A 25,630-nucleotide genomic window follows, 5' to 3' on the forward strand; every position below is an offset into this window, starting at 1 on the left:
GTGGGACGACGGGTCCGGTTCCGGTAATGCGGAATGGATCGAGGACTGACACGCCGAATTTTCGCAGGTCAGAAACCTATTTTCAGCGCAGGTCTACCCTCACGACGTAATGGTGCTTATTGTTGGTCCAGTCAGGCGTGGGACGCCCCGCACGCGAGGTGGATTGCGTCGGACAGTGCGTTGAAGGCTTAATCACTTATCCCTCGGAAAGGACCGTGTGGAGATGGCTGACAAGTCTAAAAAAGCACCGAAGAAGATGCCCAAGCAGATGCCGCGCCAGCAGCAGGAGCAGCAGCAGCGGCAGGAGCAGGGGCAGGACTCGCAAGGCATGACGCGAGCAGGCCAGGACGATCGGCGTGAGCAGCGCCGCCCCGGCCATCACTGATATACGTGTGTCGACGAGCCGCCGGTATCGCTACCGGCGGCTCGTCCACGTCATGCCCCGATGCGCACTGGCGCGCCTGCCGCGGATCCGTCCAGCCCACGCCGAGCCGTGGCCGGATCGGGGACGGGCACCGCGTCGACCAGGCGGCGGGTGTACTCCTGAGCCGGTGCGGCGAATACCGCGCGCACCTCGCCGGTTTCGACGATCCGGCCCTGCCGCAGCACCACTACCCGGTCGGCGACCTGGTGCACCACGGCCAGATCGTGACTGATGAACAGGCTGGCGAAGCCGTATTCGGCGCGTAGGTCGGCGAAGAGGTCGAGCACCTGTGCCTGCACCGATACGTCGAGCGCACTGGTCGGCTCATCGGCTACCAGCAGTCGCGGCGCCAAGGCCAGCGCGCGAGCCAACGCCACTCGCTGACGCTGCCCGCCGGACAACTCCCCCGGCCTGCGCTGCGCGTAATCCTTCGGCAGCCGAACCGATTCGAGCAAGTTCGCGACCTTGGCTTGCAACAGCGTGCCCGACGCTGCCCGATGCACCTGCAAGGGTTCGCCGATCGCGTCGGCGACGGTGCGCCGTGGATCGAGTGAGGCGCTCACGTCCTGATGCACCAGCGCGACGTGCTTGCGCAGTCCACGCAGCTCGCGCCGCGACAATCCCGCCAGCACGACACCCTGCAGCTCGACGCGTCCCGAGGTGGCGGGAACGAGCCCGAGCGCGGTGCGCCCCAGCGTGCTCTTGCCCGACCCGGATTCACCGACGAGCCCGAGGACTTCACGCGGACCAAGGGTGAGCGAAATATCGTGCAGTGCGGGGAAAGACGCGCCGCCATGGCGGCCCGGGTAGACGACCGAAAGATCGTCGATCCGCAGTACGTCCCGGTATTCGGATTCACCTCGCCCCCCGCCCTTTTCGGCGACAACAGCGGGCCCACGCACGACTACCCGGCGCAGGATCCGGCGAACACTCCGTTCCGAGGGTTCCGTCGGGACGTCGTCATCCGATTCGTCGGTGAGGTCTGCCGACTCATCGTCGCCGCCATCGGACGCGTCGACTTCGTCCCCGTGCCGCACCGTCGTCTGGTCTTCACCCGTTGTCTCAGTGGCGAGCGCGGCCTCAGCACCACCCGGGCTGACGCCATCCACCTCGTCGACGGGTGCTGGATCTCCGCCCCGCGAAGACACCGAGGGCAATCGCGGCACCGCGGCCAGCAATGTCCGGGTGTATTCCTCGCCCGGTTCGGCGAACAACCCGAACACCGTCTGCTCCTCGACCACCCGCCCCTCGCGCATCACCACGACCCGGTCGGCGATCTCCGCGACCACGCCGAGGTTGTGGGTGATGAACAGGATCGCCGTGCCGCGCTGCCGTTGCAGGGAGCGCAGCAGATCGAGGATCTCGGCCTGCACGGTGACATCGAGCGCGGTGGTCGGCTCGTCGGCGATGAGCAGTTCGGGCTCGCCGGACAGGGCGAGTGCGATCACCACGCGCTGCTTCTGCCCGCCGGAGAGTTGATGGGGGTACCAGTCGAGGCGCTTGTCCGGTTCCGGAATGTCCACCGCCGTCAGCAGATCGAGCGCGCGGGTTCGAGCGACAGCCTTGTCTGTCACGCCGTGCGCACGCAGCGCCTGCGCGATCTGGGTGCCGATCTTCTGCACCGGATTCAGCGCGGTCTGCGGCTCCTGAAAGACCATGGCGGCCTTGGTACCGCGTAGATCCCGCAACGCGGATTCGGCGGCCCCGATGACCTGCGTGCCCCCGAGCCGGATCGACCCGCCTGCCCGCGCGGTCTCCGGAAGCAGCCCGAGCACCGATCGCGCGGTGAGCGATTTCCCCGAACCGGACTCACCGACCAGGGCGACGACTTCACCCCGGCGCACCCGCAAGCTCACCCCGTCGACAACCGTCTTGTCCCCGAACCCCACCGTCAACTCGTCGATCTCGAGCACGGGGTCGAGCGGATCAGATGGTGCGCTCATGCCAATCTCCTTGCCCGGCCCAGTGCTTGGGCGATCAACAGGAATCCCAAGGTCAACGCGGCCACCACGACCAACGGTCCGATCGCGATCCACGGATTCGCATCCAGGTTGGCGATCGAGGCGGCGATCAGCGAACCCAGCGAGGGCTGCGGCGGCAGCACGCCGATCCCGATGAAACTCATCGCGCCTTCGATGAACACCGCCACCGACAGCGACAGCGCGAACTGCACGCCGAGCGGCTCGATCACATGGGGCAGCACATGCTTTCGCAAGGTCCACCAGGTGTCGGCGCCGATCACCTCCGAGGCTTCGACGAAGGGTTGTTCGCGCACGGCCAGTACCGCCGTGCGGATCTGACGACCGAAGATCGGGATCTCGGCGGCGACGATCACGATGACCACCGCGTGCCAGCCGGGCCCGGTGATCGCGGCGAGCGTGATGCCCAAGATCAGTGTGGGGAAGGCCAGAATCAGGTCGAATACCCGCTGGACGGTCACGTCCGCGACGGGGTGGACGGTGGCGGCCAACCCGATCAGCGCACCGATCACGGCGCCGAGCGGCACCGCGAGCAGCGCGATCAGCAGGTCGATCCGGATACCGGCCAGTACTCGCGCGGCCACATCACGGTTGAGATGGTCGGTGCCGAGCCAGTGTTGCGCGCTCGGCCCGAGCAGGTTGGCGCCGGGGATCTGGGTGAGCGGATCGTAGGAGCTGAGCAGTCCGGCGAATACCCCGGCCAGCGCCACCACCACGACCAGCAGCACCCCGGCCAGTCCCTGTCCATGGCGCAGCGCCCGCAGCGGACCTTCGCTGCGCGATGAATCATCAGCTGTGACAGCGGGTTTCTCGATTGTCGTCGTCATGACCGTCCTCCGATCCGAATCCGCGGGTCGAGCCACGCGTGCGCGACATCGGTGATCAGCTGGATCACCACGAACACCGCCACCGACAGCAGCAACAGCACCTGCACGAGCGGATAGTCGCGACGACTGATGCCCTGTTCGATGAGCTGCCCGATCCCCGGCCACACGAAGGCCGCCTCGACCAGCACCGCGCCACCGAGCAATTGCCCGGTCTGGATGCCGAGCACGGTGAGCATGGTCGGCAGGGCGTTGCGCAGGGCGCCACGGGTGACGATCTCGCGATAGCCGACACCGAGTGAACGTGCCGTCAGCACATACTGTTTCGCGAGTTCGGTGCGTAGCGCTTCGGTGAGGAACCGGGTCAGCGCCGCCGATACCGGCAGCGCGAGGCAGATCGCGGGCAGCAGCAGATACTGCACCGCGATATCGGGTCGCGCGATGAATCCGTCCGGCGGCACCCCGCCGGCGGGCAGCACCGGAATCGCGACGGCGAACACCAGCACCAGCAGCGGGCCGACCACGAAGGTCGGCAACGCGACCGCGGCCGTATTCGCCGCGGCGACAACCGTATTCAACCAGCGGCTCGGCCACAGCACCGACGCCACCGACACGATCAGACTCACCAGCACGGCCAGCAGCAGCGCGGTCACGGTGAGCACCAGCGTATTGGTGAGCCCACGGCCGACCAGGTCGGTGATCTCACCGCCGATGATGTAGGAGCGACCGAGGTCGAGGGTGAACAGGTCGCCCAGCCACTGCAGGTACTGCACCGGGATCGACCGGTCGAGGCCGAGTTGGTGGCGGATCACCTCGACGGTCTGCGGTGTCGCGTCGTTGCCGGCCAGGATGGTGGCCGGGTCACCGGGGACGAGTCGCAGCAGCAGGAAGATCAGCACCGAGGCGCCGAACAGCACCAGCAGCGCCGACGGGAGGCGGTGCAGCAGGTAGCGCGTCATGAGAGGAAGGTGTCGGTGAGAACAGGTTCGCGTCGCTTGGTCCAGGCGAAACCGTGCACTTTGTTGACAGTGGAGTATTGCTGGAAACGCACGCCGATCTCGATCAGGAACAGCCCTTCCAGCAGCTGGTCGGTGACGGCCTGATAGGCGCGCACCGCATCGGGCCCGGTGCCCTGCGCCAGCTGCCATGCCGTGTCGGCGGCCGCGGTGTAGGCGGGCGATTCGTAGCGCGAGGCATTGCGGCGGGCGTTGAACGGGTAGGCGCTCACCGTGAGCGTCGACGGGACGAACTGCGCCCACGAATGGTCGGTGACCCACAGGCCACGGAATTGCTGGCCGGTGAGCTGCTTGACGAAGGTGGCGGCGTCGACCGGGTCGAGGTCGACCTCGATGCCCACGTCGGCGAGGTTGGCCTGCACGATCTGGGCGACCTCGCCGTAACCGGGGGCGAAGGTCAGCGGCAGCTTCGGCGGCTTGGCCGACTGGCCCAGTAGTTGCTTGGCCTTGTCGATGTCACGGTTGTATTTGGTGTTGCGGGATTCGTCGAAGGCGGGCGAGTTCTTGGGCCACGGCACGTTCAGCGGATATCCCGCGCCCCGGAACACCTCGTTGATGATGCGTTCGCGGTCGAGGGAGAAGGCGATGGCCTGGCGGACCCGGACATCGGCCAGCGACGGCTCTGTCACATTGACGCCGACATAGGCTTGCAGCTCGGCGCCTTCGAGATCGTGCACCGTGAATCCGCCGCTCTTGCCGAGGTTTTCGGCATCGCGGTAGCCGAGTTCGCGCGCCGCGGCGATCTGACCGGACTTCAGGGCGTTGAGCAGCGCGTTCGGGTCGGGGATGATCGAGACCTCGACCCGGTCGAGGTACGGGCGCTCGGGCACCCAGTAGTTCGGGTTCTTCTCGAAGATCAACTGCGAGTTCGGCACGCGCTGCACATATTTGAAGGGGCCGGTGCCGATATAGGTGTCGCCGGTGCCGAGCTTGTCGGCGGTTTCGCTGTCCAGGATCGGCACGGTGTCGAGCAGGTCGAAGATGTTGCTCAGTGGGTGGGCGAACTGCAAGACGATCCGCGTCGGCGAGACGATGTCGAAACCGGTGACGGCGGCCGCCGAGCTACGCAGCTGCGCTGACCATTTGGCGTCGGCGTAGGTGCGCAGCGAGAACTCCACATCCTTGGCGGTGAAGGGGCGCCCGCTGTGGAACTTCACGTCGTCGCGCAGGTCCAGGCTCAGCGAACGACCGTCGGCGGCGAGCTGCCACGCCTCGGCCAGCAACGGCTGCGGTTCCAGGGTGTCGTTCGGGTAGCGGATCAGCGATTCGTAGACCAGGCCGATCACGATCGGGGTCGCCGCGGTGTTGGTGAGCAGGTTCGCGGGCACCAGGTCCTCACGGATGCCGACCTTCAGGGTGCCGCCGCGCACCGGCGTCGCGTCGTCCCCGCCCGCCTTCTGTTCCGAGACCGCCGAGGTGCAGGCCGCCAGTGCGGCGCCGCCGAAGATGGCCGCGGCGGCGATGCCGCTGGTGCGCAAGAAATTTCGGCGGCCGAAGCCACTCGCCGTTGAACTCATCGTGAAGATCCTCGAAGACGCATCGGCCCGCGCGGCGGGCCGAGGAGGGTGCGCACAGCGCACCGCAGGAAAGGGAACACATCGGCTCGGCCGCGAACGTCGGGGGCGTTCGTCAGCCGCGCAGGACGCGACACGAACAGCAGCAGGGTGGCTGATTCGTGGGCACGGCAGTGACGCTAACAAGTTGCGGCGTACCGGTCACCGATTCCACGCACACTGCACATAACCCTGGTGACCAGCGGATATGTCGCCTTTACTGCCAGAATGCCTGTTCCACCCCATGCTCGCGGTTACGAATCCTTCGGCGGCTCGGCCGGTCGCACGTCCGCGGAGTCGACCCCCGATTGGACCTACCCGCCCACCGCGCCCGCGGGCTCGCCGAACATCGTCGTCGTACTCGTCGACGACATGGGTTACAGCGATATCGGCCCGTTCGGTTCGGAGATCGAGACACCGACCCTCGACCGTCTCGCGGCCCAGGGTGTGCGGCTGTCGAATTACCACACGACTCCACTGTGCTCGCCCTCGCGCGCGGCGCTGCTGACCGGAATCAATTCCCACCGTGCGGGTTTCGGCTTCGTCGCCAACGCCGATCCCGGCTATCCGGGCCTGCGGCTGGAACTGGCCGACGACGTGCTCACGCTGCCGGAGATCTTGCGCGGCAACGGTTACGCCACCTACGCGGTGGGCAAATGGCATCTGGTGCGCGACGCCACGATGAACCCGTCCGCGCATCGGGACTCCTGGCCGACCCAGCGCGGATTCGACCGCTACTACGGGTCGCTGGAGGGGCTGAACTCCTTCTACTACCCCAATCAACTGGTGTCGGACAGCTCGGTGGTCGACGTCGAGGAATACCCGCAGGGCTATTACCTCACCGACGATCTCACCGACAAGGCGCTGTCCTACATCAAGGACCTGCGCGCGCACGACACCGACAAGCCTTTCTTCCTGTACTTCGCGCACGTGGCGATGCACGGACCGCTGCAGGCCAAGGCCGAGGACCAGGCCAAGTACCGCGGGCGCTACGCCGAGGGCTGGGACGAACTGCGCAGGCGCCGCTTCGCCGAGCAGCTGGCCAAGGGCTTGTTCCCACCGGGCACCGAGCAGAAGCCGCGCAATACCGAGCCGGGTTACGAAGCGGCGGAGTGGGCTTCGCTGTCGGTCGACGAGCAGCGGCGCTACGCCAAGTACATGGAGGTGTACGCGGGCATGGTCGACAGCATCGACCAGAGCCTGGGACGCATCGTCGACCTGCTCGAAGACCTCGGTGAACTCGACAACACCATCATCGTGTTCACCTCCGACAACGGCGGTACCGCCGAGGGCGGACCGGAGGGCACCCGGTCCTATTTCGCCGAATTCGCCCACGTCGACGACCCCGACTGGGTGGGCGATGTCCCCCACGACGAGGACCTGATCGGCACCGCGAAGCTGGGCGTGCACTACCCGCGCGGCTGGGGTCAGGCGTCCAACACACCGTTCCGGTTCTACAAGGGCCAGACTTTCGCGGGTGGTGTGCGGGTACCGCTGGTCGTGTCGTGGCCGAAGGGGTTGCCCCGCACCGATACCGACTCCGGCATCCGCCACGAATACGCCTACGTCACCGATCTGGCGCCGACGCTGCTCGAGTTGGCGGGTCTGGACCGTCCCTCTGTGCGTAACGGCCTGCCCGCCAAAGACTTCGACGGCGTCTCCGCGGCCGAGCTGTTGCGCGATCAGGCGGCCCCGACGCGGCACACCGAGCAGTACTCGGAGATGACCGGTCACCGCGGCTTCTACCGCGACGGCTGGAAACTGCTGTCGCTGCACGATGCCGACGCCGATATCGATGCGCCGAACTGGCAGCTGTTCGACGTGCGCGCCGACCCCACGGAGCTGCACGATCTTTCGGCGCAGTACCCGGACAAGGCCGCCGAACTGGCCGCCGCCTGGGACGAATCAGCGTGGGCCAACACAGTGTTCCCGCTCCTGACCCGCGCCGACCTGTTCCGCCGTCGCCCGGAGGAGGCGCGTTTCGCCGCTCCGGTGCGGCTACTGCCCGGTACCCCCACCCTGGAGCGCTACCGCTCCCAACGCCTCATCGCCTACCGCGACTTCACCATCACCGCCGATCTGACCGGCACAGCGGTACGCGACGAGCGGGTGGTCGACGGCTATCAACCCGGTGACGAGGGTGTGCTCGTCGCACACGGCGACCCGCTCGGCGGGTACGTGCTCTACATCGAGGACGGCGAAGTAGTGCTCGGCGTGAACAGCTACGGGCGGTATGCGTCCGTCGGCGTGCCGCTGCCCATCGGGACGCGCGAGATCACCGTGCGAGCCACCGTCGAGCCGCGTCTGCGCTGGGACTTCACCATCCAGGTCGACGGCACGCCGCTCGCGGAGCTCACCGACCAGGTGCAACTGGTCGGCATGGCGCCGTGGACCGGGATCTCCGTCGGCGTCGACGCGCGCGGTCCGGTCTCGTGGGATCTGCGCGAGCGCCGCGGACCGTTCCGCTATTCCGGCGGCCTGCGCGGGATTACCTACACACCCGGTCCCGTGCAGGTCCCGCAGCGCACGATCGACGCGGTGGAGCGGGAGGCCGAGTACGCCGCGGAGTGATCGACCGGCCCCGGGGATCGAGTCGCGACCAGGTCGGATACCGTTTACCAGCCAGAAATGCCACGCAGACAGGACGCCGGAGATGGACGACAGTTCCCTGATCTGGGACGACGGTGCGCTCGTCACCATCGACCAGCGCGGACTGCCGCACGAGGTGCGGGAACTGCGCCTGCGCACCGTCGACGAGATCATCGAGGCGATCACCACCCTCGCCATTCGCGGCGCTCCGGCGATCGGGATCGCGGGCGCGTTCGGCGTGGTCATCGCGACAAGGGCGCACACGCACGACGGCGTACCCGGCGAGACGGATGGCTCGACCGACGGCATACTCGATAACGCGAGCAGCCCAGTTCAGAGCCTGCCCGGCGAAACCGAGATCCGCACTCGCCGCGTGGTCGATGTAGCTGCCGTCCAGGCCGAAGCCGACCGCATCGCCGCAGCGCGCCCCACGGCAGTCAATCTGGCGTGGGCAGTTGACCGGGTGCGTGGCAGGGTCGCCGAAGGTGCCGACGCGGTGCTCGCCGCGACCCTCGAAATGCTCGCCGAGGACGGGCGGGTCAATCTGGCCGCCGCCACCCATGCCGCTGACCTCGTGCAACATCTGTGCGGTGCGCGGCCGCTCCGACTGCTCACCCACTGCAACACCGGACGCCTGGCCACCAGTGCGGTGGGGACCGCGATCGGCGCTCTGCGGGTGCTGCACGAACGCGGCGCCGTCGAGGACGTGATCGTCGACGAGACCCGCCCGCTGCTGCAGGGCGCGCGGCTCACCGCGTGGGAGCTGGCCGAGGCGGGCATTCCGCACCGCCTGACCATCGATTCCGCCGCCGCCTGGGCGATGGCGACCGGACAGGTCGACGCCGTGCTGGTCGGCGCCGACCGGATCACCGCCAATGGCGACGTCGCCAACAAGATCGGCACCTTCACCCTGGCCCTGGCCGCCCGCCACCACGGCATCCCGTTCATCGTGGTCGCCCCGGAATCCACCCGCGATACCGCGATGGCCACCGGCGCGCAGATCGTGGTGGAACAGCGAGCCGCCGCCGAGGTGACCGGGTTCGGCGGCGTCGACACCGCACCGGCGGGCACCGCGGTGTTCAACCCGGCCTTCGATGTGACGCCGACCGACCTGGTCACCGCCGTGGTCACGGAAAACGGTGTGGTCTATCGCAATTCGGATACGTTCGACGAGCACGGCCGCGCGAATGCGGCCACCGTCGAGAACACCGACAGGCCCCTCGCCGCGCAGGGACAGGCGATCGCCGCCACCGCACGCCAGCTCTACGAACGGGGCTGGATGCCGGGCACCGCGGGCAATATCTCGGTGCGCATCGACCCCGTCGGCGCCGAATCAGGCCGAGTCACGACCTCGGGTGCGGACGCCCTCGTCACCGCCAGCGGCTTGTCCAAAGGCGAACTCGGCGAGAGCGACACGGTGCTCGTCGCGATCGCCGACACCACCGCGCGTCCAGGTCAGAACCGGAAGCCGTCCGCGGAGACCAGCATTCACACCGCCGTCTACCGCACCCGTCCCGCCGGCGCGGTCGTGCACGTGCACTCTCCGTTCGCCACCGCGCTGGCGACTACTTCCGCGCGGCCCGGCGGCGCGGTGACCCCGCTGCGGATCAGCGGTTTCGAACTGCTCAAGGGATTCGGCCTCACCGACCCGTCGACAGTGGTGGTCCCGGTGTTCCCGAACTGGCCGGATGTGGGGCGCATCGGCACCGACATCGACACCTACCTGCGCGAAAACCCGGACGCCCCACCGATTCTGTTCATCACCGGGCACGGGATCACCACCTGGGGTGACACTCTTGCCCAGGCGCGCGATCGCGCCGAATGCCTGGAAGCCCTGTGCGAGTTGATCGCCCGCACGGGACGTACCGACGCCACGCCTCTCGAGATCGGACCGACATGACCCTGTTGCAAGTGATGGCCGCCGACAACGCCGCCGACGTCCGGGTGCACACCACCGACCCCACCGAGATCGGCGCCGAGCTGGCACAGCACGGCATCGCCTACTCGCACTGGGCCGTGCTCGCCGACGCCGCCGCGACCGACTCCGACACCCTGCTCGCCCACTACGGCCCGCAGATCGCCGAACTCAACGCCGCTGGCCGCTACGAGCACATCGACGTCGCCCGCATCCACCCCGACGCCGACAACCCGGAGTGGCCTGCCACCGCCGCCGGTGCGCGCGCGAAGTTCCTCGACGAGCACCGCCACGCCGAGGACGAGGTGCGCTTCTTCGCCGCCGGCCGCGGCTGCTTCTACCTGCACGTGGGCGACGCCGTGCTGGCGACGGTCTGCGAAGCGGGCGACCTGCTCTCGGTCCCCGCGGGCACCCTGCACTGGTTCGACATGGGCACCACGCCCGACTTCATCGCCATCCGCTTCTTCGAAGAGGCCGACGGCTGGGTCGGCGACTTCACCGGCGACAAGATCAGCGCGAGCTTTCCGACCCTCGACGAACTGCTCGCGTGACCCGCGCGATCGTCCTCGACATCGAGGGCACCACCAGCCCCACCGACGCGGTCCGCACCGACCTCTACGGCTACACCGAACAGCACCTACCCGCCTGGCTGGCCGAAAATGCCTCCGGCGCCGCGGAAACGGTGATCGCACGGACCCGCGAACTGGCCGAAGAACCCACCGCGGACACCGACCGAGTCGCCGCGATCCTCACCGCCTGGCTGCATTCCGACGTGAAGGCCGAGCCCCTCAAAGCCGCCCAGGGCGCCATCTGCGCCGAGGGCTTCCGCGCCGGCGCACTACACGGACGCTTCTTCGACGATGTGGCACCCGCGCTGAAAGCGTGGCATGCCGAGGGCTACCGACTGTTCGTCTATTCCTCGGGTTCCGAACGCAACCAACGAGATTGGTTCCTCTTCGCCGAGGCAGGCGACCTGTCCACCGTGATCACCGATCACTTCGACCTGGTCAGCGCAGGCCCCAAACGCGAGGCGGGTTCCTACGAGCTCATCGCCGACCGGATCGGCGTCCCGGCCCAGGACATCCTGTTCCTGTCCGACCACGCCGACGAACTCGACGCCGCGGTGGCCGCGGGTTGGCAGGCTGTCGGAGTGCACCGCCACGGCGAACCGAATCCACCACGGCCACCGCATCGTTGGGTGAGTTCGTTCGCCGAGGTCGAGGTCGCCGAATACTGAGGTGGCGCGCTCTCAGCCGACGTGCGCCCTGACCGCGCCGAGCGGTCCCCGCTGGACTGTCCCGAACACCCGTCGTGCGTGGATGGCGACCGGGCTCGTCGACCATGGCGCCAGCGTGGTGGTGAACATCAGTTCGCACCAGGACAGGGCGGGAATCTCGCCTGCGGCGAGGGTGGCGATGAGGGAGAGTTCGGTGTCGTGGCCGAGCCACGCTGCTACCAGCCAGGAGGCGTCGAGGCGGCCGAGGAATTCCTCGGCGTCCTCGGGCGGGCCGTGGGGGGTGTCGACGGCGAGGTGGACGACGGCGGCGATGGCGTGGCGCATCTTGGCGTCCATGCCGATGGCGTCGTGCAGCAGCAAACTTTCCAGTGCCGAGCGCAATTCCATCGAGGGGTCGAGTGCTAGTTCGTGCATGTCGAGCCTTTCCTGTGGTTCGGACTGCTGATCGAGACCGCCGGTGATCGCCCGCAGCGTCGGGATCGTCTGTGGTACTTCTGGATCGACGAGGCCGGTCAACGGGCCCGACGTCCAATCGAGCCTGCCGAACGCCTGGCACCAGTCCAGTGCTGGATTGTCTTCGGCGACAACCAGATCGAGTGCCAGCCCGGCCATCGACGCGGTGCAGGCCAGGGTGACGGCGTCGAGTCCTTGCTCGCTGACTGTCAGGTGCAGTGTCACCTTCTCGACCCCGGTGTCCTCGCGTGCTCGGCCCGCGAGCCAGATCGCGCGGCCCGCGGCGCCCATCGCGGCAGCGAACTGGTCACCGCGGGGATGGTCGGCGTCGGCGTCGATGAACGGGCCGTACCAGATCGCCCTGCCCTCCGCATCGCAGACTGCGAAGGTCGCCGAGAGGCTGTCACCCGCGGCGGCCAAACTTATGTGGGCATCCTGCCCCTGCTCCGTCACCCTCATCAATATCCCCGTTTTCCGATTCGAGCCGGCTATCACCGACGTCTCCTATCCAATCGGCCACAAACGGACATGTCCACAGGGCGCGCACAAATAGACGGCCCCAGTTAGGTATATACACTCGCCAGTGAATTCACAGAACCGGCCGTACACCCATCAGGCGGTGCCGCATTCGGTCCGCAACCGGGCGAAATCGACCGCGCCGCTTGTATGTTTCGACCATGCCCTTCGTGCACTCCGATTCTGTCAACGTCCATTTCCGCACCGACGCGGTCCAAGGTCCGACGCTGCTGCTCGCCCACGGATTCCTCATGGACGAATCCATGTTCGATCCCATCCGGAAGGTTCTGGCGCACACCGATATCAATGTCGTCGCCTGGGACGCTCGCGGTCACGGCCGCACCGGATACGGCGACGACCCGCGCTTCGATTACTGGGATCTGGCCACCGACGGCCTGCGGGTGCTCGACGCACTCGGCATCGAGAGCGCGATTGTCGGCGGCGTGAGCCAGGGCGGTTACGCGGCACTGCGGATGGCGTTGCTCGCCCCCGAACGCGTCACCGGATTGGCGCTGCTCGATACCGAAGCCGACGCCTGCACCAGGAGCGACGAAACCTATTACGAGAACTTCTTCGACGAATGGTGCGGCAGCGGCGATTTGCGGCCACTGGCCGAAGATCTCGCGCCGCTATTGATCGGCGGCACCGATCCGCAGATCTGGCAGACCTGGATCAGTCGCTGGCTCGCCGCCGATCGCACCGCGATCCGCCCGGCGGCCGAGTGCCTGATCGGGCGCGATTCGGTCCGTGGGCGACTCGACGAAATAGGCGTGCCCGCTCTCGTTCTCCGCGGCGAACACGACCACAGCAGTACCGCCAACAAGTGCGCGCGATTGGCGGAGGAACTGCCGGGTGCGAGCGGGGTACGCACGGTGGCAGGCGCGGGCCACGGCTGCGCGCTGACCCATCCCGAGCAGGTTGCCGCGGCGCTGGCCGCACTGGTGACGGCCTGCACCCCGCATGCCGTGGAACCGGTGGCGGTCGCCGGTATCTAGCGGTCGGGCCCGCGAACGCCCTGGTAGTACTGGATGCGGCCGGGATAGGCGACGGAATCGAGCCGGAACAGCTGGACGTCGACGGTGTAGTTCTCGCCGGTGTGCAGATCACACAGCCGCATGGCGGCCTGCTCGCGACCGTACACGGTGTCGCCGCCGTCCCAGATGCGGCGGAAATCGCGATATTGCGCCAATTCGTCGAGCAGTTCGGAAGCCCAGTCGCCGCCGACCTGCTGGCCGATCAGGCCGCGTAGCCAGTGCACGGTGAGGGTGGACTCCTTCTCCCATTCCACCATTACTTTGCGCGAGAGCGGGTTGCCGAAGAACCAGCGCAGAATATTGACATCCTCGACCAGTCCTGGGAACGCGCGGTCATAGGAATGGTTGCCCGCGAGCACGTTCCAGCGGGTGTCGACATAGGCCGCGAGATCGGGTTCCCGCAGCGACAGAGTCCGGCGCATCTCGGTGCTGATCTCGGCTCGCAGATCCTCGACCGTCGGATTGTCGACAGGCGCGATGCCTGCCAGATCGAATAGATGTCGGCGCTCGATATCGGTTACCGATGCGATCCGGTCGAGGTAGCGCACGAGCGCCTCGATCACCGCACGCGTCGGCCGGTCCCGATCCCCGCTCTCCAAATGGGTGATGTAACTCGAACTGACCCCCGCCGCGAAGGCGAGTTTTTCCCTCGAAATCCGCCGATCGTCGCGAAGTCGCCGTAGCAACCCGCCGAGCGTCGGCGGTTTCGGCGGCCTGTCTGGTCCGTCGAACGATGGCTTCGGTATCACACCAACCCTCCCTGTCTGCACGGGCCAATCCTGGACGACTGATCAACCTCGAACCAAGCACCGACCGGAAAAGATGCCGTTTCTTTATATTAGCGCCGTTTCGTTTGGGTAGTTAACCTGCGGCAACTGTGCTCGCGGTCACGCAATTCGGTGCACTGAACTGAATTAAAAGGATTCGAAATCGTTCCGTTTCGCAGTGCTATTAGATTCCGTACCGCGCGACCTCGGTCGCCCCGACCGCGACGGTCTCCGCCCCTGCCTTCGGGCGCGGCGAGCGTCCGGATCCACCCGGCCGTCCGAGCCGTCCCGCAGACCGCCCCGGCGCGACCATAGCTGTGTGTGGCGTCACATCAGTGCTGTTCAGCGGGCACGCCAGGCGTGTAAACAAATGTAAACCGCGGGAGAACCAGTCGTTTCCGAAGCATCACCGTCGGCCCACCGACAGACCCTTCGATCACCGCGTTCGGGCCGGCTCTCGGCTCATTCGCCCAGGTGAGGCCCCGATCGTCGATGCCGACGAGCCCCTCCCCCGTGACCACAGCATTTCGCCGACCTCACAGCTCACCGAGGCTCGAATCCGGATGTGAAAAGTTCGTTTTGCCGAAGGAGTCAGCCTCCTTACAGTTTCCCCCAACAGCCCGATTTCACAGCTCGAAGGGGGCGTCGTGGTTAATTCGCGCACGCAAGGTCCGTCGCCCGCCGATTTCGGCGACACATTGCTGAACCTCGGTAAGTATTTCCAGCGGGGCGAGGTCTCGCCGGACAACCGGTCCGTATACAAGGTCGGCGGCCGCGATGCCGACGAGTTCTACCGCGACCGCTGGTCGCACGACAAGGTGGTGCGCTCCACCCACGGCGTGAACTGCACCGGCTCGTGCTCCTGGAAGATCTACGTCAAGGACGGCGTGATCACCTGGGAGTCCCAGCAGACCGACTACCCGTCGGTGGGCTCGGACAAGCCCGAGTACGAACCGCGCGGCTGCCCGCGTGGCGCCTCCTTCTCCTGGTACACCTACTCTCCGGCCCGCGTGCGCTACCCGTATGTGCGTGGCACGCTGCTCGATCTCTACCGCAAGGCCAAGGCCGAGCTCAAGGACCCGGTGCTGGCGTGGGAGTCCATCGTCGAGGACCCCGTCAAGGCCAAGGCCTACAAGACCGCGCGCGGTAAGGGCGGTTTCGTCCGCGCCGAGTGGTGGGAAGCCGCCGAGATCGCCGCTGCCGCACACGTGTACACGATCAAGCAGTACGGCCCCGACCGCGTGGCCGGCTTCTCGCCGATCCCGGCGATGTCGATGGTCAGCCATGCCACCGGCGCGCGCTTCGTGTCGCTGATCGGCGGCTACATGCTGTCGTTCTACGACTGGTACGCCGACCTGCCGGTGGCCTCGCCGCAGGTGTTCGGCGACCAGACCGACGTGCCGGAGTCCGCCGACTGGTTCGACGCGGGCTACCTCATCATGTGGGGCTCCAACGTCCCGGTGACCCGAACCCCCGACGCGCACTACATGACCGAGGCGCGCTACCGCGGCCAGAAGGTCGTGGTGGTCTCCCCCGACTACGCCGACAACACCAAGTTCGCCGACGAATGGGTGGCCGCGCGCCCCGGTACCGATGCCGCGCTGGCGATGTCGATGGGCCATGTGGTGCTCAAGGAGTTCTTCATCGAGAAGCAGACTCCGATGTTCACCGACTACATCAAGTCCTTCACCGATCTGCCGTACCTGATCTGCCTCGACGAGGCGGCGGATCAGGACGGCGCTCTCCCCGGCAAGTTCCTCACCGCCGCAGATCTGGGCCACACCGGCGAAAGCGTCGAGCACAAGCCGGTGCTGCTCGACCAAGCGGGCAACCCCGTCGTGCCCAACGGTTCGCTGGGCCATCGCTTCGGCGAGGGCGACGCGGGCAAGTGGAACCTCGACCTCGAAGGTGTCGACCCCCTGCTCACGCTGCTCGGTCACTCCGACGACGCACCGGCCACGATCGCGCTGCCGCGTTTCGACACCGATGTCGCCGGGTCGATCATCCGCGGTGTGCCGACGAAGATCGTTGCGGGCAAGCGGGTTACCACCGTGTTCGACCTGCTGTTGGCCCAGTACGGTGTCGGCCGCGAAGGGCTCCCGGGCGAGTGGGCGAAGGGCTATGACGACGCCGAGTCGCCATATACCCCAGCGTGGCAGGAGGCCATCACCGGAGTGCCCGCCGTTCAGGCGGCGCGCATCGGACGCGAATTCGCCGACAACGCCGAACGTTCCGGCGGTCGCTCGATGATCCTGATGGGCGCGGGCACCAACCACTGGTTCCACTCCGATCAGATCTACCGTGCCTTCTTCACCCTGACGCTGCTCACCGGCTGTCAGGGCAAGAACGGTGGCGGCTGGGCCCACTACGTCGGCCAGGAGAAGTGCCGTCCCGTCACCGGCTGGGCCACTTTGGCTTCCGCGAGTGACTGGCAGCGCCCGCCGCGTCAGATGCAGGGCACCGTGTTCTGGTACCTCACCAACGACCAGTGGCGCTACGACCCCTTCACCTCGGACTCGTTCGCGTCGCCGCTGGGCAAGGGCAAGTTCGCCGGTCGCACCGCGGCCGACAACATCGCCCTAGCGAGTCGTCTCGGCTGGATGCCCAGCTACCCGACGTTCAACCGCAACCCACTCGACCTCGCCGACGAGGCCGCCGAAGCGGGCAAGACCCCCGCCGAGCACGTCGTCGACGGTTTGAAATCCGGCGACCTGCGCTTCGCCTGTGAAGACCCCGACGCACCGGAGAACTTCCCGCGCGTGCTCACCGTGTGGCGCGCGAACCTGCTCGGCTCCTCGGGCAAGGGCAACGAGTACTTCCAGAAGCACCTGCTCGGCTGCGGCTCCAACCTGCAGACCACCGACGCGACCGGTGTGCGACCGCAGGAACTGGAATGGCGGGAGGAAGGCGCCGAGGGCAAGCTCGATCTGCTGCTCGCACTGGACTTCCGCATGACCAGCACCACGCTGTTCGCCGACATCGTGCTCCCCGCCGCCACCTGGTACGAGAAGCACGACCTGTCCTCCACCGATATGCACCCCTTCGTGCACGCCTTCTCCCCCGCCATCTCCCCGCCGTGGGAGGCCAAGACCGACTTCGAGGCGTTCCACCGGATCGCGCGTGGTTTCTCCTGGCTGGCCGAGAAGCACCTCGGCACCCGCAAGGACATCGTCGCGGTGCCGTTGCAGCACGACTCCCCCGATGCGCTCGCGCAGGCCGGCGGCAAGGTGCTGGACTGGAAAGCCGGTGAGTGCGAACCGATTCCGGGCAAGACCATGCCCAAGATCGTGGAGGTCGAACGCGACTACACCAAGATCGCGGAGAAGCTGGCCGCGCTCGGGCCGCTGGTGGAGAAGCTCGGTCTGACGACCAAGGGCGTCACCACCTTCCCCGAGGAAGAAGTGGCGTACCTGGCCGGGCAGAACGGCACCATCGTCTCCGGCATCGCCGCCGGCAGGCCGTCGCTGGCCAAGGACACCCACGCCGCCGAGGCCATCCTGTCGCTGTCGGGCACCACCAACGGCCGCCTGGCGGTCGAAGGGTTCGAGGCGCTGGAACGGCGGACCGGTACCGAACTCGTCGACCTCGCGAAAGAGGCCGAGGGCAAACGGATCACCTTCGCCGACACCCAGGCTCGTCCGGTGCCGGTGATCACCTCGGCGGAATGGTCGGGCTCGGAATCCGGTGGTCGCCGGTACTCGCCGTTCACCATCAATGTCGAGCGGCTCAAGCCCTGGCACACCCTCACCGGTCGCCAGCACTTCTACCTCGACCACGACTGGATGATCGAACTCGGTGAGCAGCTGCCGATCTTCCGTCCACCCCTCGATATGTCGGCGCTGTTCGCGGAGCCGAGCATCGGCAACGTGAGCGGCAACGGCCTGACGGTGCGTTACCTGACACCGCACTCCAAGTGGTCGATCCACTCGGCCTACCAGGACAACCTGCACATGCTCACGCTCTCGCGCGGCGGTCAGACGATCTGGATGTCGGACGTCGACGCCAAGAAGATCGGTGTGGCGGACAACGATTGGATCGAGGCGATCAACCGCAACGGTGTCGTAGTCGCCCGCGCGATCGTCTCGCACCGCATGCCCGAAGGCACGGTCTTCATGTACCACGCCCAGGACCGCGCGGTCGACGTGCCGCGCATCGAGGGCGCCGAGGACACGACCAAGGAAGCCAAGGGCAAGCGCGGCGGTATCCACAACGCGCTCACCCGGGTGCTGATCAAGCCCTCGCACCTGATCGGCGGCTACGCCCAGCAGTCCTTCGCCCTGAACTACCACGGCCCCACCGGAAACCAGCGTGACGAGGTCACGACTATCCGTCGCCGCAACCAGAACGTGGAGTACTGACATGCGCGTTATGGCTCAACTCGCCATGGTCATGAACCTGGACAAGTGCATCGGCTGCCACACCTGCTCGGTCACCTGCAAGCAGGCGTGGACCAATCGTGGCGGCACCGAGTACGTGTGGTTCAACAACGTGGAAACCCGTCCGGGACAGGGCTATCCGCGCCAGTACGAGGACCAGGAGAAGTGGAAGGGCGGCTGGACGCTCAACAAGCGCGGCAAGCTGACCCTCAAGTCCGGCTCGCGGTTCAAGCGCCTGATGAACATCTTCGCCAACCCCGACCTGCCCACGGTCGCCGACTACTACGAGCCGTGGAGCTACGACTACGACAACCTGCTGTCGTCGCCGCCCATGGACACCACCCCGGTCGCGCGGCCCAAGTCGCTGATCACCGGTGAGGACACCAAGGTCACCTGGGGTGCGAACTGGGACGACGACCTGGGTTCGGGTCCCGAGCAGGTCGGTAAGGACCCCATCCTCGGCAAGCTCGAGACCAAGGTGAAACTGGAGTTCGAAGAGACCTTCATGTTCTACCTGCCGCGCATCTGCGAGCACTGCCTGAATCCCTCGTGCGCCGCGTCGTGCCCCTCCGGCGCGATCTACAAGCGCGAGGAAGACGGCATCGTGCTCGTCGACCAGGACAAATGCCGTGGTTGGCGCCAGTGCATCACCGGCTGCCCGTACAAGAAGATCTACTTCAACCACAAGACGGGCAAGGCGGAGAAATGTACTTTCTGCTACCCCCGTGTCGAGGTCGGCATCCCGACGGTGTGCTCGGAGACCTGCGTCGGGCGACTGCGCTACATCGGTGTGATGCTCTACGACGCCGACGCGGTGCTCGAGGCAGCCCAGGTCACCGACCCGCAGGATCTCTACACCTCGCAGCTCGGCGTGTTCCTCAACCCGCACGATGAGCGCGTGATCGCCGAGGCCGAGAAGGCCGGCATCTCGCCGGAATGGATTCAGGCCGCCCAGGATTCGCCGGTCTACAAGCTGATCGTCGACTACCAGCTGGCGCTGCCGCTGCACCCGGAATACCGCACGATGCCGATGGTCTGGTACGTGCCGCCGCTGTCGCCGGTGGTCGATGTACTCGCCGAGACCGGTCACGACGGCGAGGACGTGCGCAACCTGTTCGGCGCCATCGACGCGCTGCGCATCCCGCTCGAATACCTCGCCGAGTTGTTCACCGCCGGGGAGATCGGGCCGGTGCGGTCCTCGTTGCAGCGCCTGGCCGGGATGCGGGCGTTCATGCGTTCGGTCAACCTGGGCGAGGAGCCCGAAGCCCATATCGCGCCGTCGATCGGGCTCGAGCCCGAAGAGATCGAGGCGATGTACCGGCTGCTGGCGATCGCCAAGTACGAGCACCGGTACGTGATCCCGATGGGCGCGACCTCCAAGGCGCACGAACTGGATTCGCTGGCCACCGGGTGCAGCCTCGATACCGACGGTGGACCGGGTATGACGGCGTTCGATCAGGTCGTCGAGAAGTTCTCGCTCTCCGACGTCAACCAGGCTGCGCCCGAGGAGAAGTCGGGCCGGATCAACCTGCTCAACTGGGACGGGCGCAGCACCAGTGGACTCCTGCCGGGCGCGAACGGCAACGAGAAAACCGGCAACGGCGCCGGTAACGGCAACGGCAGCAACGGCGCTGCCGTCGCCGACTCCCCCGTGAGCGGTGTCACGCCATGAGTCTGCTGTCGATTCGTAAACGGCCCCAACCGGTTACCGAGATGGCCGAGCACGACCGCCTGGTCGTGTGGCGGCTGGCGGCGTTCCTGCTCGACTACCCCGGCGAGCAGACCCTGGCCATGCTCGACCAGTTGTCCGACGCCGCAGCGCGATTGCCCGAAGAGGTGCAGACGCACTTCGCCGAGATCTTCGCCTACCTGCGCGACACCGCGGCGATCGAAGTGGCCCAGAGCTACGTCGAGACCTTCGACATGCGCCGCCGCGCCAGCCTGCACCTGACGTTCTACGCCTTCGGCGACACCCGCAAGCGCGGCATGGCGCTGCTGCGGTTCAAGCACGCCTACCGACAGGCGGGGGTCGAACTCGGCGACGAGGAACTGCCCGACCACCTGCCGGTGCTACTGGAATTCGCCGCCACCATCGACCCGATCGGCGGCGAACGCCTGCTCGGCGAGCACGTGCCGGTGATGGAGCTGTTGCGACTGTCGCTGGGCGACAACAACTCTCCCTACAGCGGTGTCCTCGGCGCGGTCCTCACCACCTTGCCCCCGGTCACCACCGCCGACCGCAGGCGCATCGCCGAACTCGCCGCCCAGGGTCCGCCCGAGGAAGAGGTCGGCCTCGAACCGTACGCCATGGACCCCGCCCTCTTCGAAGCAACAGAAGGCCGCCGATGAACGCAACCATCCCCCTGCCCGAAGGCCTGTGGCTGATCCTGCCCTACATCGCGGCGACTTCCTTTGTGCTGGGCCATGTCTGGCGCTACCGCTTCGACCAGTTCGGCTGGACCACCCGCTCCTCGCAGATCTACGAGTCCAAGCTGCTGCAGCTGGGCAGTCCGCTGTTCCACTTCGGCATGCTCGGGGTGTTCGGCGGTCACGTGATGGGTCTGTTGATCCCCGCGTCGTGGACCGCCGCGCTCGGCATCTCCGAGCACACCTATCACATCATCGCGGTCGGTGCGGGTTCCGTCGCCGGGCTCATGGTCGTGCTCGGGGTGGCCATCCTGTGCTACCGCCGCATCGCCATTCCCGCCGTGCGCAAGAACACCAGCCGCAACGACGTCATGATGTACACGCTGCTGACCCTGGCCCTGGTCACCGGTCTGCTGAACACCTGGGGTTCCAACCTGCTGTGGGGCACCTACAACTACCGCACCACGGTTTCACCGTGGTTCCGCAGCCTGTTCTCGATCAACCCCGAGCCCGGCCTGATGGTCGGCGTTCCGTGGACCTTCCAGCTCCACGGCCTCGTCGTTCTCGTCCTGGTCGCGGCCTGGCCCTACACGCGCCTTGTCCATATGTTCAGCGCCCCCATCGGCTACCTCACCCGCCCCTATATCGTCTACCGCCGCAAGGAAGTGGACACCAAGGACAAGACCCGCTTCGCCAAGGCCTGGGACGCACCGGTCACCCCCGACCGCTGGTAGTTCCCACCGGGTGCCGCACAGCGCTGCGTCACGACGAGGGGCCGAGGGCTTTGCGGACGGTGTCGAACCAGGCCTGGGTGTCGACGAGACCTTTTTCGTTGTCCTTGCGGCCGCCGACGAAGCCGAACAGGTCGGCGGCGAAACGGCTCAGGACCGTCCCCTCGTTCTCCTCGAGTTCGGCGAGGACGTCGGCGTCGTCGAGCACATAGGCGACGAGAGAGACCTGGCCCGCCTGCCACCCGGTGCGGTGGTTCGCCCAGCCGTCGGTGCGCACGGCACGGGCCTTGGCGAGCAGGTCCTCACGTAGGGCGTCGCGGTCGGCGTCGGTGGGCTGACGTGGATTTCCCCAGGTGATCCGTTTCGCGTCCGACATGTCGAGTCCTCTCGCTGATGGGTGGGTGTTCGCCCGCTCATCAGGTCAGGGTCGCAGATCCTACTCGGCGCGCAGGAACGCCCCCACCCGTTCGGTGCCGAGCGCGGGATCGGCTTCGCCCTCACCGAAGACATAGCGCCCGTTGACGAAGACCGCGGTGACGGTCTCGTCGTTGCGGTTGACCATGCGCGAGAGATTGCCGAACACCGCGATCGGGTCCTCGGCGTAGGCGTCGAGGGTCTCGTCGAGGTGGGCTGGGTCGATCACGATGGCGTCGGCGCGGGCACCCATGCGCAGGTGACCGGTGTCGAGGCCGTACCAGTCGGCGAGTTCGCCGGTGAGACGGTGTACCGCGTGTTCGACGGTCATGAACGGCTTCTCGTTGGTCGCGGCGTCGTTGACGCGGCGAAGCAGGCGCAGGCCGAAGTTGTAGAAGGCCATATTGCGCAGATGCGCGCCCGCGTCGGAGAAGCCGAGCTGGACCGACGGGTCGGCGGCCAGGACATCGGCCACCTCGGGGCGGTGGTTGGAAATGGTGGTGCGCCAGCGCAATTTGTCCCCGTGTTCGACGACGAGGTCGAGGAACGCGTCGACCGGGTGCAGGCCGCCGCGGTCGACACCGACCTCGCCGAAGGTCTTGCCGATGACGGTCTCGTCGGGACAGTCGACGATATCGGCGTCGAAGAAGTCACGGTGCCACGCGCGGGGGCCGTACTTGTTGTCGTAGTCCTTGCGGAACGAGCGGCGGTATTGCTCGTCCTGCATGAGGTGACGCTGCTCGTCGATGTGATCGGCCAGGTGCAAAGCAGCGGCGCCGGAACCGAATTCCTCGAACACCGGCAGCGAGATGCCGTCGGAGTACACCTCGAACGGCACCGGCAGGTGCTGCCAGCGGAAGTCGCCGTCGAGCCCGTTGATGATCTTGCCGACGGCCGGGAACATCTTGGACGCCGCGGGCAACGCCTTCACATCGGCCGCCGACAACAGGCTCACCTTGAGCGGGTCGCGCCAGAGGCCGATGCTCGACACCGCCATCGACACCAGGCTCTTGGGGTTGGCGATATCGGGGCCACCCTGCAACGCGCGACCGCGCTTGCGCAGGATCGTGTTGAGCCGGTGGCGTTCCTTGCTCTTGGCATAGGTGGACGGCAGCGTCCGCGAACGGCAGGTCTCCCCGTCGAGCTTGTCGAAAAGCAGTTGCTGCGAAGACATTCCGACGAATCCGGCGTCGAGCGCGTCGACGAGCATGCGCTCGATCTCGGCCAGCTCGTCCTTGGACGGCTTCACTTCCTTGCGGGTGGAGCGGTCAAGTCCCATCACCGCCGCGCGGATGTCGGAGTGGCCGATGAAGCCGGCCAGGTTCGGCCCGAGCGGCAACTGCTCGAGCGCCTCGATGTATTCGCCTGCGGTACTCCAGGTCTGGACGTCGTTCATCGCGCCGACCACGTATTGGCGCGGGATGGCCTCGACCCGACCGAACAGGTCGCCCGCGGTCTCACCGTCGACGTGCACGGTCGAGAGCGAACACGAACCGAGCAGCAAGGTGGTGACGCCGTGGCGCACCGACTCCGACAGCGACGGGTCGAGCAGAACCTCCACGTCGTAGTGGGTGTGGATGTCGATCATGCCGGGCATGACCCACTTGCCGGTCGCGTCGACGACCCGGGGGCAACCGGTTTCGTCGAGCGGGGTCTGCGAGATCGCGGCGACCTTGCCGTCTGTGATGCCGAGGTGGCGGACCGTGGACGGGGCGCCGGTGCCGTCGAAGAACCGGCCACCTTTGATGATGCTGTCGAACATTTCTGACCCCTTCAGATCGCGAGCTCGCGCCTGGTGACTTTACCGGTCGCGTTGCGCGGCAACGCGTCCGAAGTGATCCGCCATCGGGCGGGCACCTTGAAATAAGCGAGGCGGTCGGCGACGAAGGCGCGCAACTCCTCCGGGTCCACCGCCCCCGGTTCGGCGACGACGACGGCCGCCACTTCCTGGCCGAGATCAGGATGGGCAACGCCGAAGACCGCGCACTCACTGACGGCCGGGTGTTCGACGAGCACGTTCTCGATCTCGGTCGGATACACGTTCTCGCCGCCGCGCAGGATCAGGTCGGTGCGCCTGCCCGACACGGTGAGCCTGCCGTGGTGCATCGTGCCGAAATCGCCGGAGCGCAACCAGCGTTGGTCGTCGATCGAGGCCGCGGTCGCCGCGTCGTCGTTCCAGTAGCCGAGCATCACGTAGGGGCTGCGGATGCAGATCTCGCCCTCTTCACCCTCGCCGACCGCGTTGCCCTCGGCGTCGCGGATCTCCACCGCGACCCCGATGATCGGCCTGCCGACGGAAGCGTCGTCCGCGGCCAGGTCGAGCGGGGTGGCGACTGTCGCCGCGGTGCCGCTCTCGGTGAGGCCGTAGCTGGTGGTCAGCGAGAATTGCAGGGCCGAGGTCTTCTCGCGCAGGCCGGCGAGCAGCGCGGGCGAGGACGGCGCCGAGTTCAGCGAGAGCGCGCTCAGCGAGGACAGATCGTGCTGGGCCACATCGTGTTCCAGCAGGCGCGACGCCATGGTCGGCACCGCGGCCCAGTTGGTGACCTTCTCGCGCTCGACCAGGCTCAGGACGCGGCCGACCTCGAAGGCCCCGTGGGGGAACACCGCCGCCGCGCCGGTCAGCAGGCGCGGGATGACGAGGTTGTGCAGGCTGGCGATATGGAACAGCGGCGCGGTGACCAGGTAGCGGCGATCGCTGGGAGCATCGCCGGGCTCCTGACCCATGAACGCGGCCATCATGGCGTCGGTGAAACGGTGGTAGTCGCTGATCGCCACCATGTTTCGCTGCGAATGGACAACACCCTTCGGCCTGCCGCTGGTCCCGCTGGTGTAGAGGATCACGGCCGGATCGTCTTCGGCGACCGGCGTGCTGGGGATCTCGCCGCCGCCGAACTCGGCGATCAGCGCGGGCAGATCCTCATCCATGGTCAAGACGGGCAGGTCCGTGCCCGTCTCGGCCAGTTGCGCAGCCCTTTTCGCGTCGGCGATGACGACGGTCGGTGTGGTGTGGCCCAGCCCGTAAGCGATCTCCGGCGGCGCCCACCAGGCGTTGTAGCCGACCGGGATCGCGCCGAGGCACTGTGCGGCCCAGAACGCGATCACCCAGTCCGGGCCGTTGGCGGCCAGGATGCCGATGCGATCGCCCTTGCCGACGCCGTACCTGGCGGCCAGCGCGGTGGCCAACGCGCCCGCGGCCGCGGCGTGCTCGGCGAAGGAGATCCGGCGGTCCTCGGTGACGAGGTAGTCGCGCTCGCCCCACTTCAGTGAATGCTCCAGCAGTTCGCGCAGGTCGGCCCGGCGCTGCGCGAAGACCGGAATCGACACGCCGAGAACGGGTTCAATGGTCATCTCGAACGGCGCGCCCGGCGCGGTCAGGCCCGCCGCCACCTTGGCCACGAATTCCTGTGGGTCTACAGCGTTGGTCATGTTCTTCTC

At 67.0% G+C, this 25,630-nt stretch carries 19 protein-coding genes; 10 read left to right on the forward strand and 9 right to left on the reverse strand.

Features of this window, described 5'->3' with window-relative positions:
• The first annotated feature begins 223 nt into the window (after nucleotides 1–223).
• Complete coding sequence (locus IBJ82_RS13715) at nucleotides 224–385, forward strand: hypothetical protein (RefSeq protein WP_170112156.1); 162 nt, start codon at nucleotides 224–226, stop codon at nucleotides 383–385.
• A 50-nt stretch (nucleotides 386–435) separates the two neighbouring features.
• Here the strand turns inward: IBJ82_RS13715 and IBJ82_RS13720 are convergent, their stop codons facing one another.
• From IBJ82_RS13720 to IBJ82_RS13735, 4 genes are read right to left on the reverse strand one after another with little or no spacing between them, the layout of a single operon-like run.
• Nucleotides 436–2,367, reverse strand: a complete 1,932-nt coding sequence (locus IBJ82_RS13720) for an ABC transporter ATP-binding protein (RefSeq protein ID WP_194826336.1) — start codon at nucleotides 2,365–2,367, stop codon at nucleotides 436–438.
• Nucleotides 2,364–3,230 carry an ABC transporter permease gene (locus IBJ82_RS13725; RefSeq protein WP_194826337.1) on the reverse strand — a complete coding sequence of 289 codons (867 nt, stop codon included), beginning with the start codon at nucleotides 3,228–3,230 and terminating at the stop codon, nucleotides 2,364–2,366. The genes IBJ82_RS13720 and IBJ82_RS13725 overlap by 4 nt, the downstream gene beginning before the upstream one ends.
• A complete protein-coding gene (locus IBJ82_RS13730) occupies nucleotides 3,227–4,186 on the reverse strand; it encodes an ABC transporter permease (RefSeq protein WP_194826338.1) in 960 nt (319 codons plus the stop codon). Before IBJ82_RS13730 ends, IBJ82_RS13725 begins: the two co-directional genes overlap by 4 nt.
• Nucleotides 4,183–5,760, reverse strand: coding sequence for an ABC transporter substrate-binding protein (locus IBJ82_RS13735; RefSeq protein WP_194826339.1), 1,578 nt, complete (start codon nucleotides 5,758–5,760; stop codon nucleotides 4,183–4,185). The genes IBJ82_RS13730 and IBJ82_RS13735 overlap by 4 nt, the downstream gene beginning before the upstream one ends.
• A 264-nt stretch (nucleotides 5,761–6,024) precedes the next feature.
• Between IBJ82_RS13735 and IBJ82_RS13740 the strand changes: the two genes are divergently transcribed.
• From IBJ82_RS13740 to mtnC, 4 genes are all read left to right on the forward strand, one after another.
• Nucleotides 6,025–8,367 carry an arylsulfatase gene (locus IBJ82_RS13740; RefSeq protein WP_194826340.1) on the forward strand — a complete coding sequence of 781 codons (2,343 nt, stop codon included), beginning with the start codon at nucleotides 6,025–6,027 and terminating at the stop codon, nucleotides 8,365–8,367.
• A gap of 82 nt (nucleotides 8,368–8,449) precedes the next feature.
• Nucleotides 8,450–10,285, forward strand: a complete 1,836-nt coding sequence (mtnA, locus tag IBJ82_RS13745) for an S-methyl-5-thioribose-1-phosphate isomerase (protein WP_194826341.1) — start codon at nucleotides 8,450–8,452, stop codon at nucleotides 10,283–10,285.
• Entirely contained in the window at nucleotides 10,282–10,851 is a 570-nt protein-coding gene (locus tag IBJ82_RS13750; protein ID WP_194826342.1) for an acireductone dioxygenase, read from the forward strand. The genes mtnA and IBJ82_RS13750 overlap by 4 nt, the downstream gene beginning before the upstream one ends.
• Nucleotides 10,848–11,537 (forward strand): acireductone synthase, encoded by a 690-nt coding sequence (mtnC, locus tag IBJ82_RS13755; RefSeq protein ID WP_194826343.1) that lies wholly within the window; start codon nucleotides 10,848–10,850, stop codon nucleotides 11,535–11,537. The genes IBJ82_RS13750 and mtnC overlap by 4 nt, the downstream gene beginning before the upstream one ends.
• Before the next feature lie 12 nt (nucleotides 11,538–11,549).
• Here mtnC and IBJ82_RS13760 read toward each other — a convergent pair whose 3' ends face one another.
• The gene (locus IBJ82_RS13760; RefSeq protein ID WP_194826344.1) at nucleotides 11,550–12,449 is read right to left on the reverse strand and encodes a hypothetical protein; all 900 of its coding nucleotides are present in this window, start codon (nucleotides 12,447–12,449) and stop codon (nucleotides 11,550–11,552) included.
• Nucleotides 12,450–12,667: 218 nt separating this feature from the next.
• Between IBJ82_RS13760 and IBJ82_RS13765 the strand changes: the two genes are divergently transcribed.
• Complete coding sequence (locus IBJ82_RS13765; protein ID WP_194826345.1) at nucleotides 12,668–13,501, forward strand: alpha/beta fold hydrolase; 834 nt, start codon at nucleotides 12,668–12,670, stop codon at nucleotides 13,499–13,501.
• Here the strand turns inward: IBJ82_RS13765 and IBJ82_RS13770 are convergent.
• Nucleotides 13,498–14,310 carry a helix-turn-helix transcriptional regulator gene (locus IBJ82_RS13770; RefSeq protein ID WP_370585300.1) on the reverse strand — a complete coding sequence of 271 codons (813 nt, stop codon included), beginning with the start codon at nucleotides 14,308–14,310 and terminating at the stop codon, nucleotides 13,498–13,500. The genes IBJ82_RS13765 and IBJ82_RS13770 overlap by 4 nt on opposite strands.
• Before the next feature lie 644 nt (nucleotides 14,311–14,954).
• Here IBJ82_RS13770 and IBJ82_RS13775 point away from each other — a divergent pair.
• From IBJ82_RS13775 to narI, 4 genes are read left to right on the forward strand one after another with little or no spacing between them, the layout of a single operon-like run.
• Nucleotides 14,955–18,665, forward strand: coding sequence for a nitrate reductase subunit alpha (locus IBJ82_RS13775; RefSeq protein ID WP_194826346.1), 3,711 nt, complete (start codon nucleotides 14,955–14,957; stop codon nucleotides 18,663–18,665).
• Between the two features lie 10 nt (nucleotides 18,666–18,675).
• Nucleotides 18,676–20,355: a nitrate reductase subunit beta gene (gene narH, locus IBJ82_RS13780; RefSeq protein ID WP_194827119.1), complete on the forward strand. Its 1,680-nt coding sequence runs from the start codon at nucleotides 18,676–18,678 to the stop codon at nucleotides 20,353–20,355.
• Complete coding sequence (gene narJ / locus IBJ82_RS13785; protein ID WP_194826347.1) at nucleotides 20,352–21,032, forward strand: nitrate reductase molybdenum cofactor assembly chaperone; 681 nt, start codon at nucleotides 20,352–20,354, stop codon at nucleotides 21,030–21,032. The genes narH and narJ overlap by 4 nt, the downstream gene beginning before the upstream one ends.
• Nucleotides 21,029–21,784 carry a respiratory nitrate reductase subunit gamma gene (gene narI / locus IBJ82_RS13790; protein WP_194826348.1) on the forward strand — a complete coding sequence of 252 codons (756 nt, stop codon included), beginning with the start codon at nucleotides 21,029–21,031 and terminating at the stop codon, nucleotides 21,782–21,784. The genes narJ and narI overlap by 4 nt, the downstream gene beginning before the upstream one ends.
• A 28-nt stretch (nucleotides 21,785–21,812) precedes the next feature.
• Here narI and IBJ82_RS13795 read toward each other — a convergent pair whose 3' ends face one another.
• Genes IBJ82_RS13795 through IBJ82_RS13805 form a run of 3 tightly spaced genes read right to left on the reverse strand, consistent with a single transcriptional unit; the run spans nucleotide 21,813 to nucleotide 25,621 of the window.
• The gene (locus tag IBJ82_RS13795; protein ID WP_194826349.1) at nucleotides 21,813–22,157 is read right to left on the reverse strand and encodes a hypothetical protein; all 345 of its coding nucleotides are present in this window, start codon (nucleotides 22,155–22,157) and stop codon (nucleotides 21,813–21,815) included.
• A 60-nt stretch (nucleotides 22,158–22,217) separates the two neighbouring features.
• Nucleotides 22,218–23,957 (reverse strand): amidohydrolase family protein, encoded by a 1,740-nt coding sequence (locus IBJ82_RS13800; protein ID WP_194826350.1) that lies wholly within the window; start codon nucleotides 23,955–23,957, stop codon nucleotides 22,218–22,220.
• A gap of 11 nt (nucleotides 23,958–23,968) precedes the next feature.
• Entirely contained in the window at nucleotides 23,969–25,621 is a 1,653-nt protein-coding gene (locus tag IBJ82_RS13805) for a class I adenylate-forming enzyme family protein (RefSeq protein WP_194826351.1), read from the reverse strand.
• Nucleotides 25,622–25,630: the final 9 nt, after the last annotated feature.

The sequence above is a fragment of the Nocardia sp. XZ_19_231 genome (genome assembly GCF_015355705.1).
Taxonomy (GTDB): domain Bacteria; phylum Actinomycetota; class Actinomycetes; order Mycobacteriales; family Mycobacteriaceae; genus Nocardia; species Nocardia salmonicida.

Bases quoted from the DNA above. Each gene is read 5' to 3' on its own strand.
- IBJ82_RS13715 (WP_170112156.1), top strand. From the start codon at position 224: ATGGCTGACAAGTCTAAAAAAGCACCGAAGAAGATGCCCAAGCAGATG.
- IBJ82_RS13720 (WP_194826336.1), bottom strand. From the start codon at position 2,367: ATGAGCGCACCATCTGATCCGCTCGACCCCGTGCTCGAGATCGACGAG.
- IBJ82_RS13725 (WP_194826337.1), bottom strand. From the start codon at position 3,230: ATGACGACGACAATCGAGAAACCCGCTGTCACAGCTGATGATTCATCG.
- IBJ82_RS13730 (WP_194826338.1), bottom strand. From the start codon at position 4,186: ATGACGCGCTACCTGCTGCACCGCCTCCCGTCGGCGCTGCTGGTGCTG.
- IBJ82_RS13735 (WP_194826339.1), bottom strand. From the start codon at position 5,760: ATGAGTTCAACGGCGAGTGGCTTCGGCCGCCGAAATTTCTTGCGCACC.
- IBJ82_RS13740 (WP_194826340.1), top strand. From the start codon at position 6,025: ATGCCTGTTCCACCCCATGCTCGCGGTTACGAATCCTTCGGCGGCTCG.
- mtnA (WP_194826341.1), top strand. From the start codon at position 8,450: ATGGACGACAGTTCCCTGATCTGGGACGACGGTGCGCTCGTCACCATC.
- IBJ82_RS13750 (WP_194826342.1), top strand. From the start codon at position 10,282: ATGACCCTGTTGCAAGTGATGGCCGCCGACAACGCCGCCGACGTCCGG.
- IBJ82_RS13760 (WP_194826344.1), bottom strand. From the start codon at position 12,449: ATGAGGGTGACGGAGCAGGGGCAGGATGCCCACATAAGTTTGGCCGCC.
- IBJ82_RS13765 (WP_194826345.1), top strand. From the start codon at position 12,668: ATGCCCTTCGTGCACTCCGATTCTGTCAACGTCCATTTCCGCACCGAC.
- narH (WP_194827119.1), top strand. From the start codon at position 18,676: ATGGCTCAACTCGCCATGGTCATGAACCTGGACAAGTGCATCGGCTGC.
- narJ (WP_194826347.1), top strand. From the start codon at position 20,352: ATGAGTCTGCTGTCGATTCGTAAACGGCCCCAACCGGTTACCGAGATG.
- narI (WP_194826348.1), top strand. From the start codon at position 21,029: ATGAACGCAACCATCCCCCTGCCCGAAGGCCTGTGGCTGATCCTGCCC.
- IBJ82_RS13795 (WP_194826349.1), bottom strand. From the start codon at position 22,157: ATGTCGGACGCGAAACGGATCACCTGGGGAAATCCACGTCAGCCCACC.
- IBJ82_RS13800 (WP_194826350.1), bottom strand. From the start codon at position 23,957: ATGTTCGACAGCATCATCAAAGGTGGCCGGTTCTTCGACGGCACCGGC.
- IBJ82_RS13805 (WP_194826351.1), bottom strand. From the start codon at position 25,621: ATGACCAACGCTGTAGACCCACAGGAATTCGTGGCCAAGGTGGCGGCG.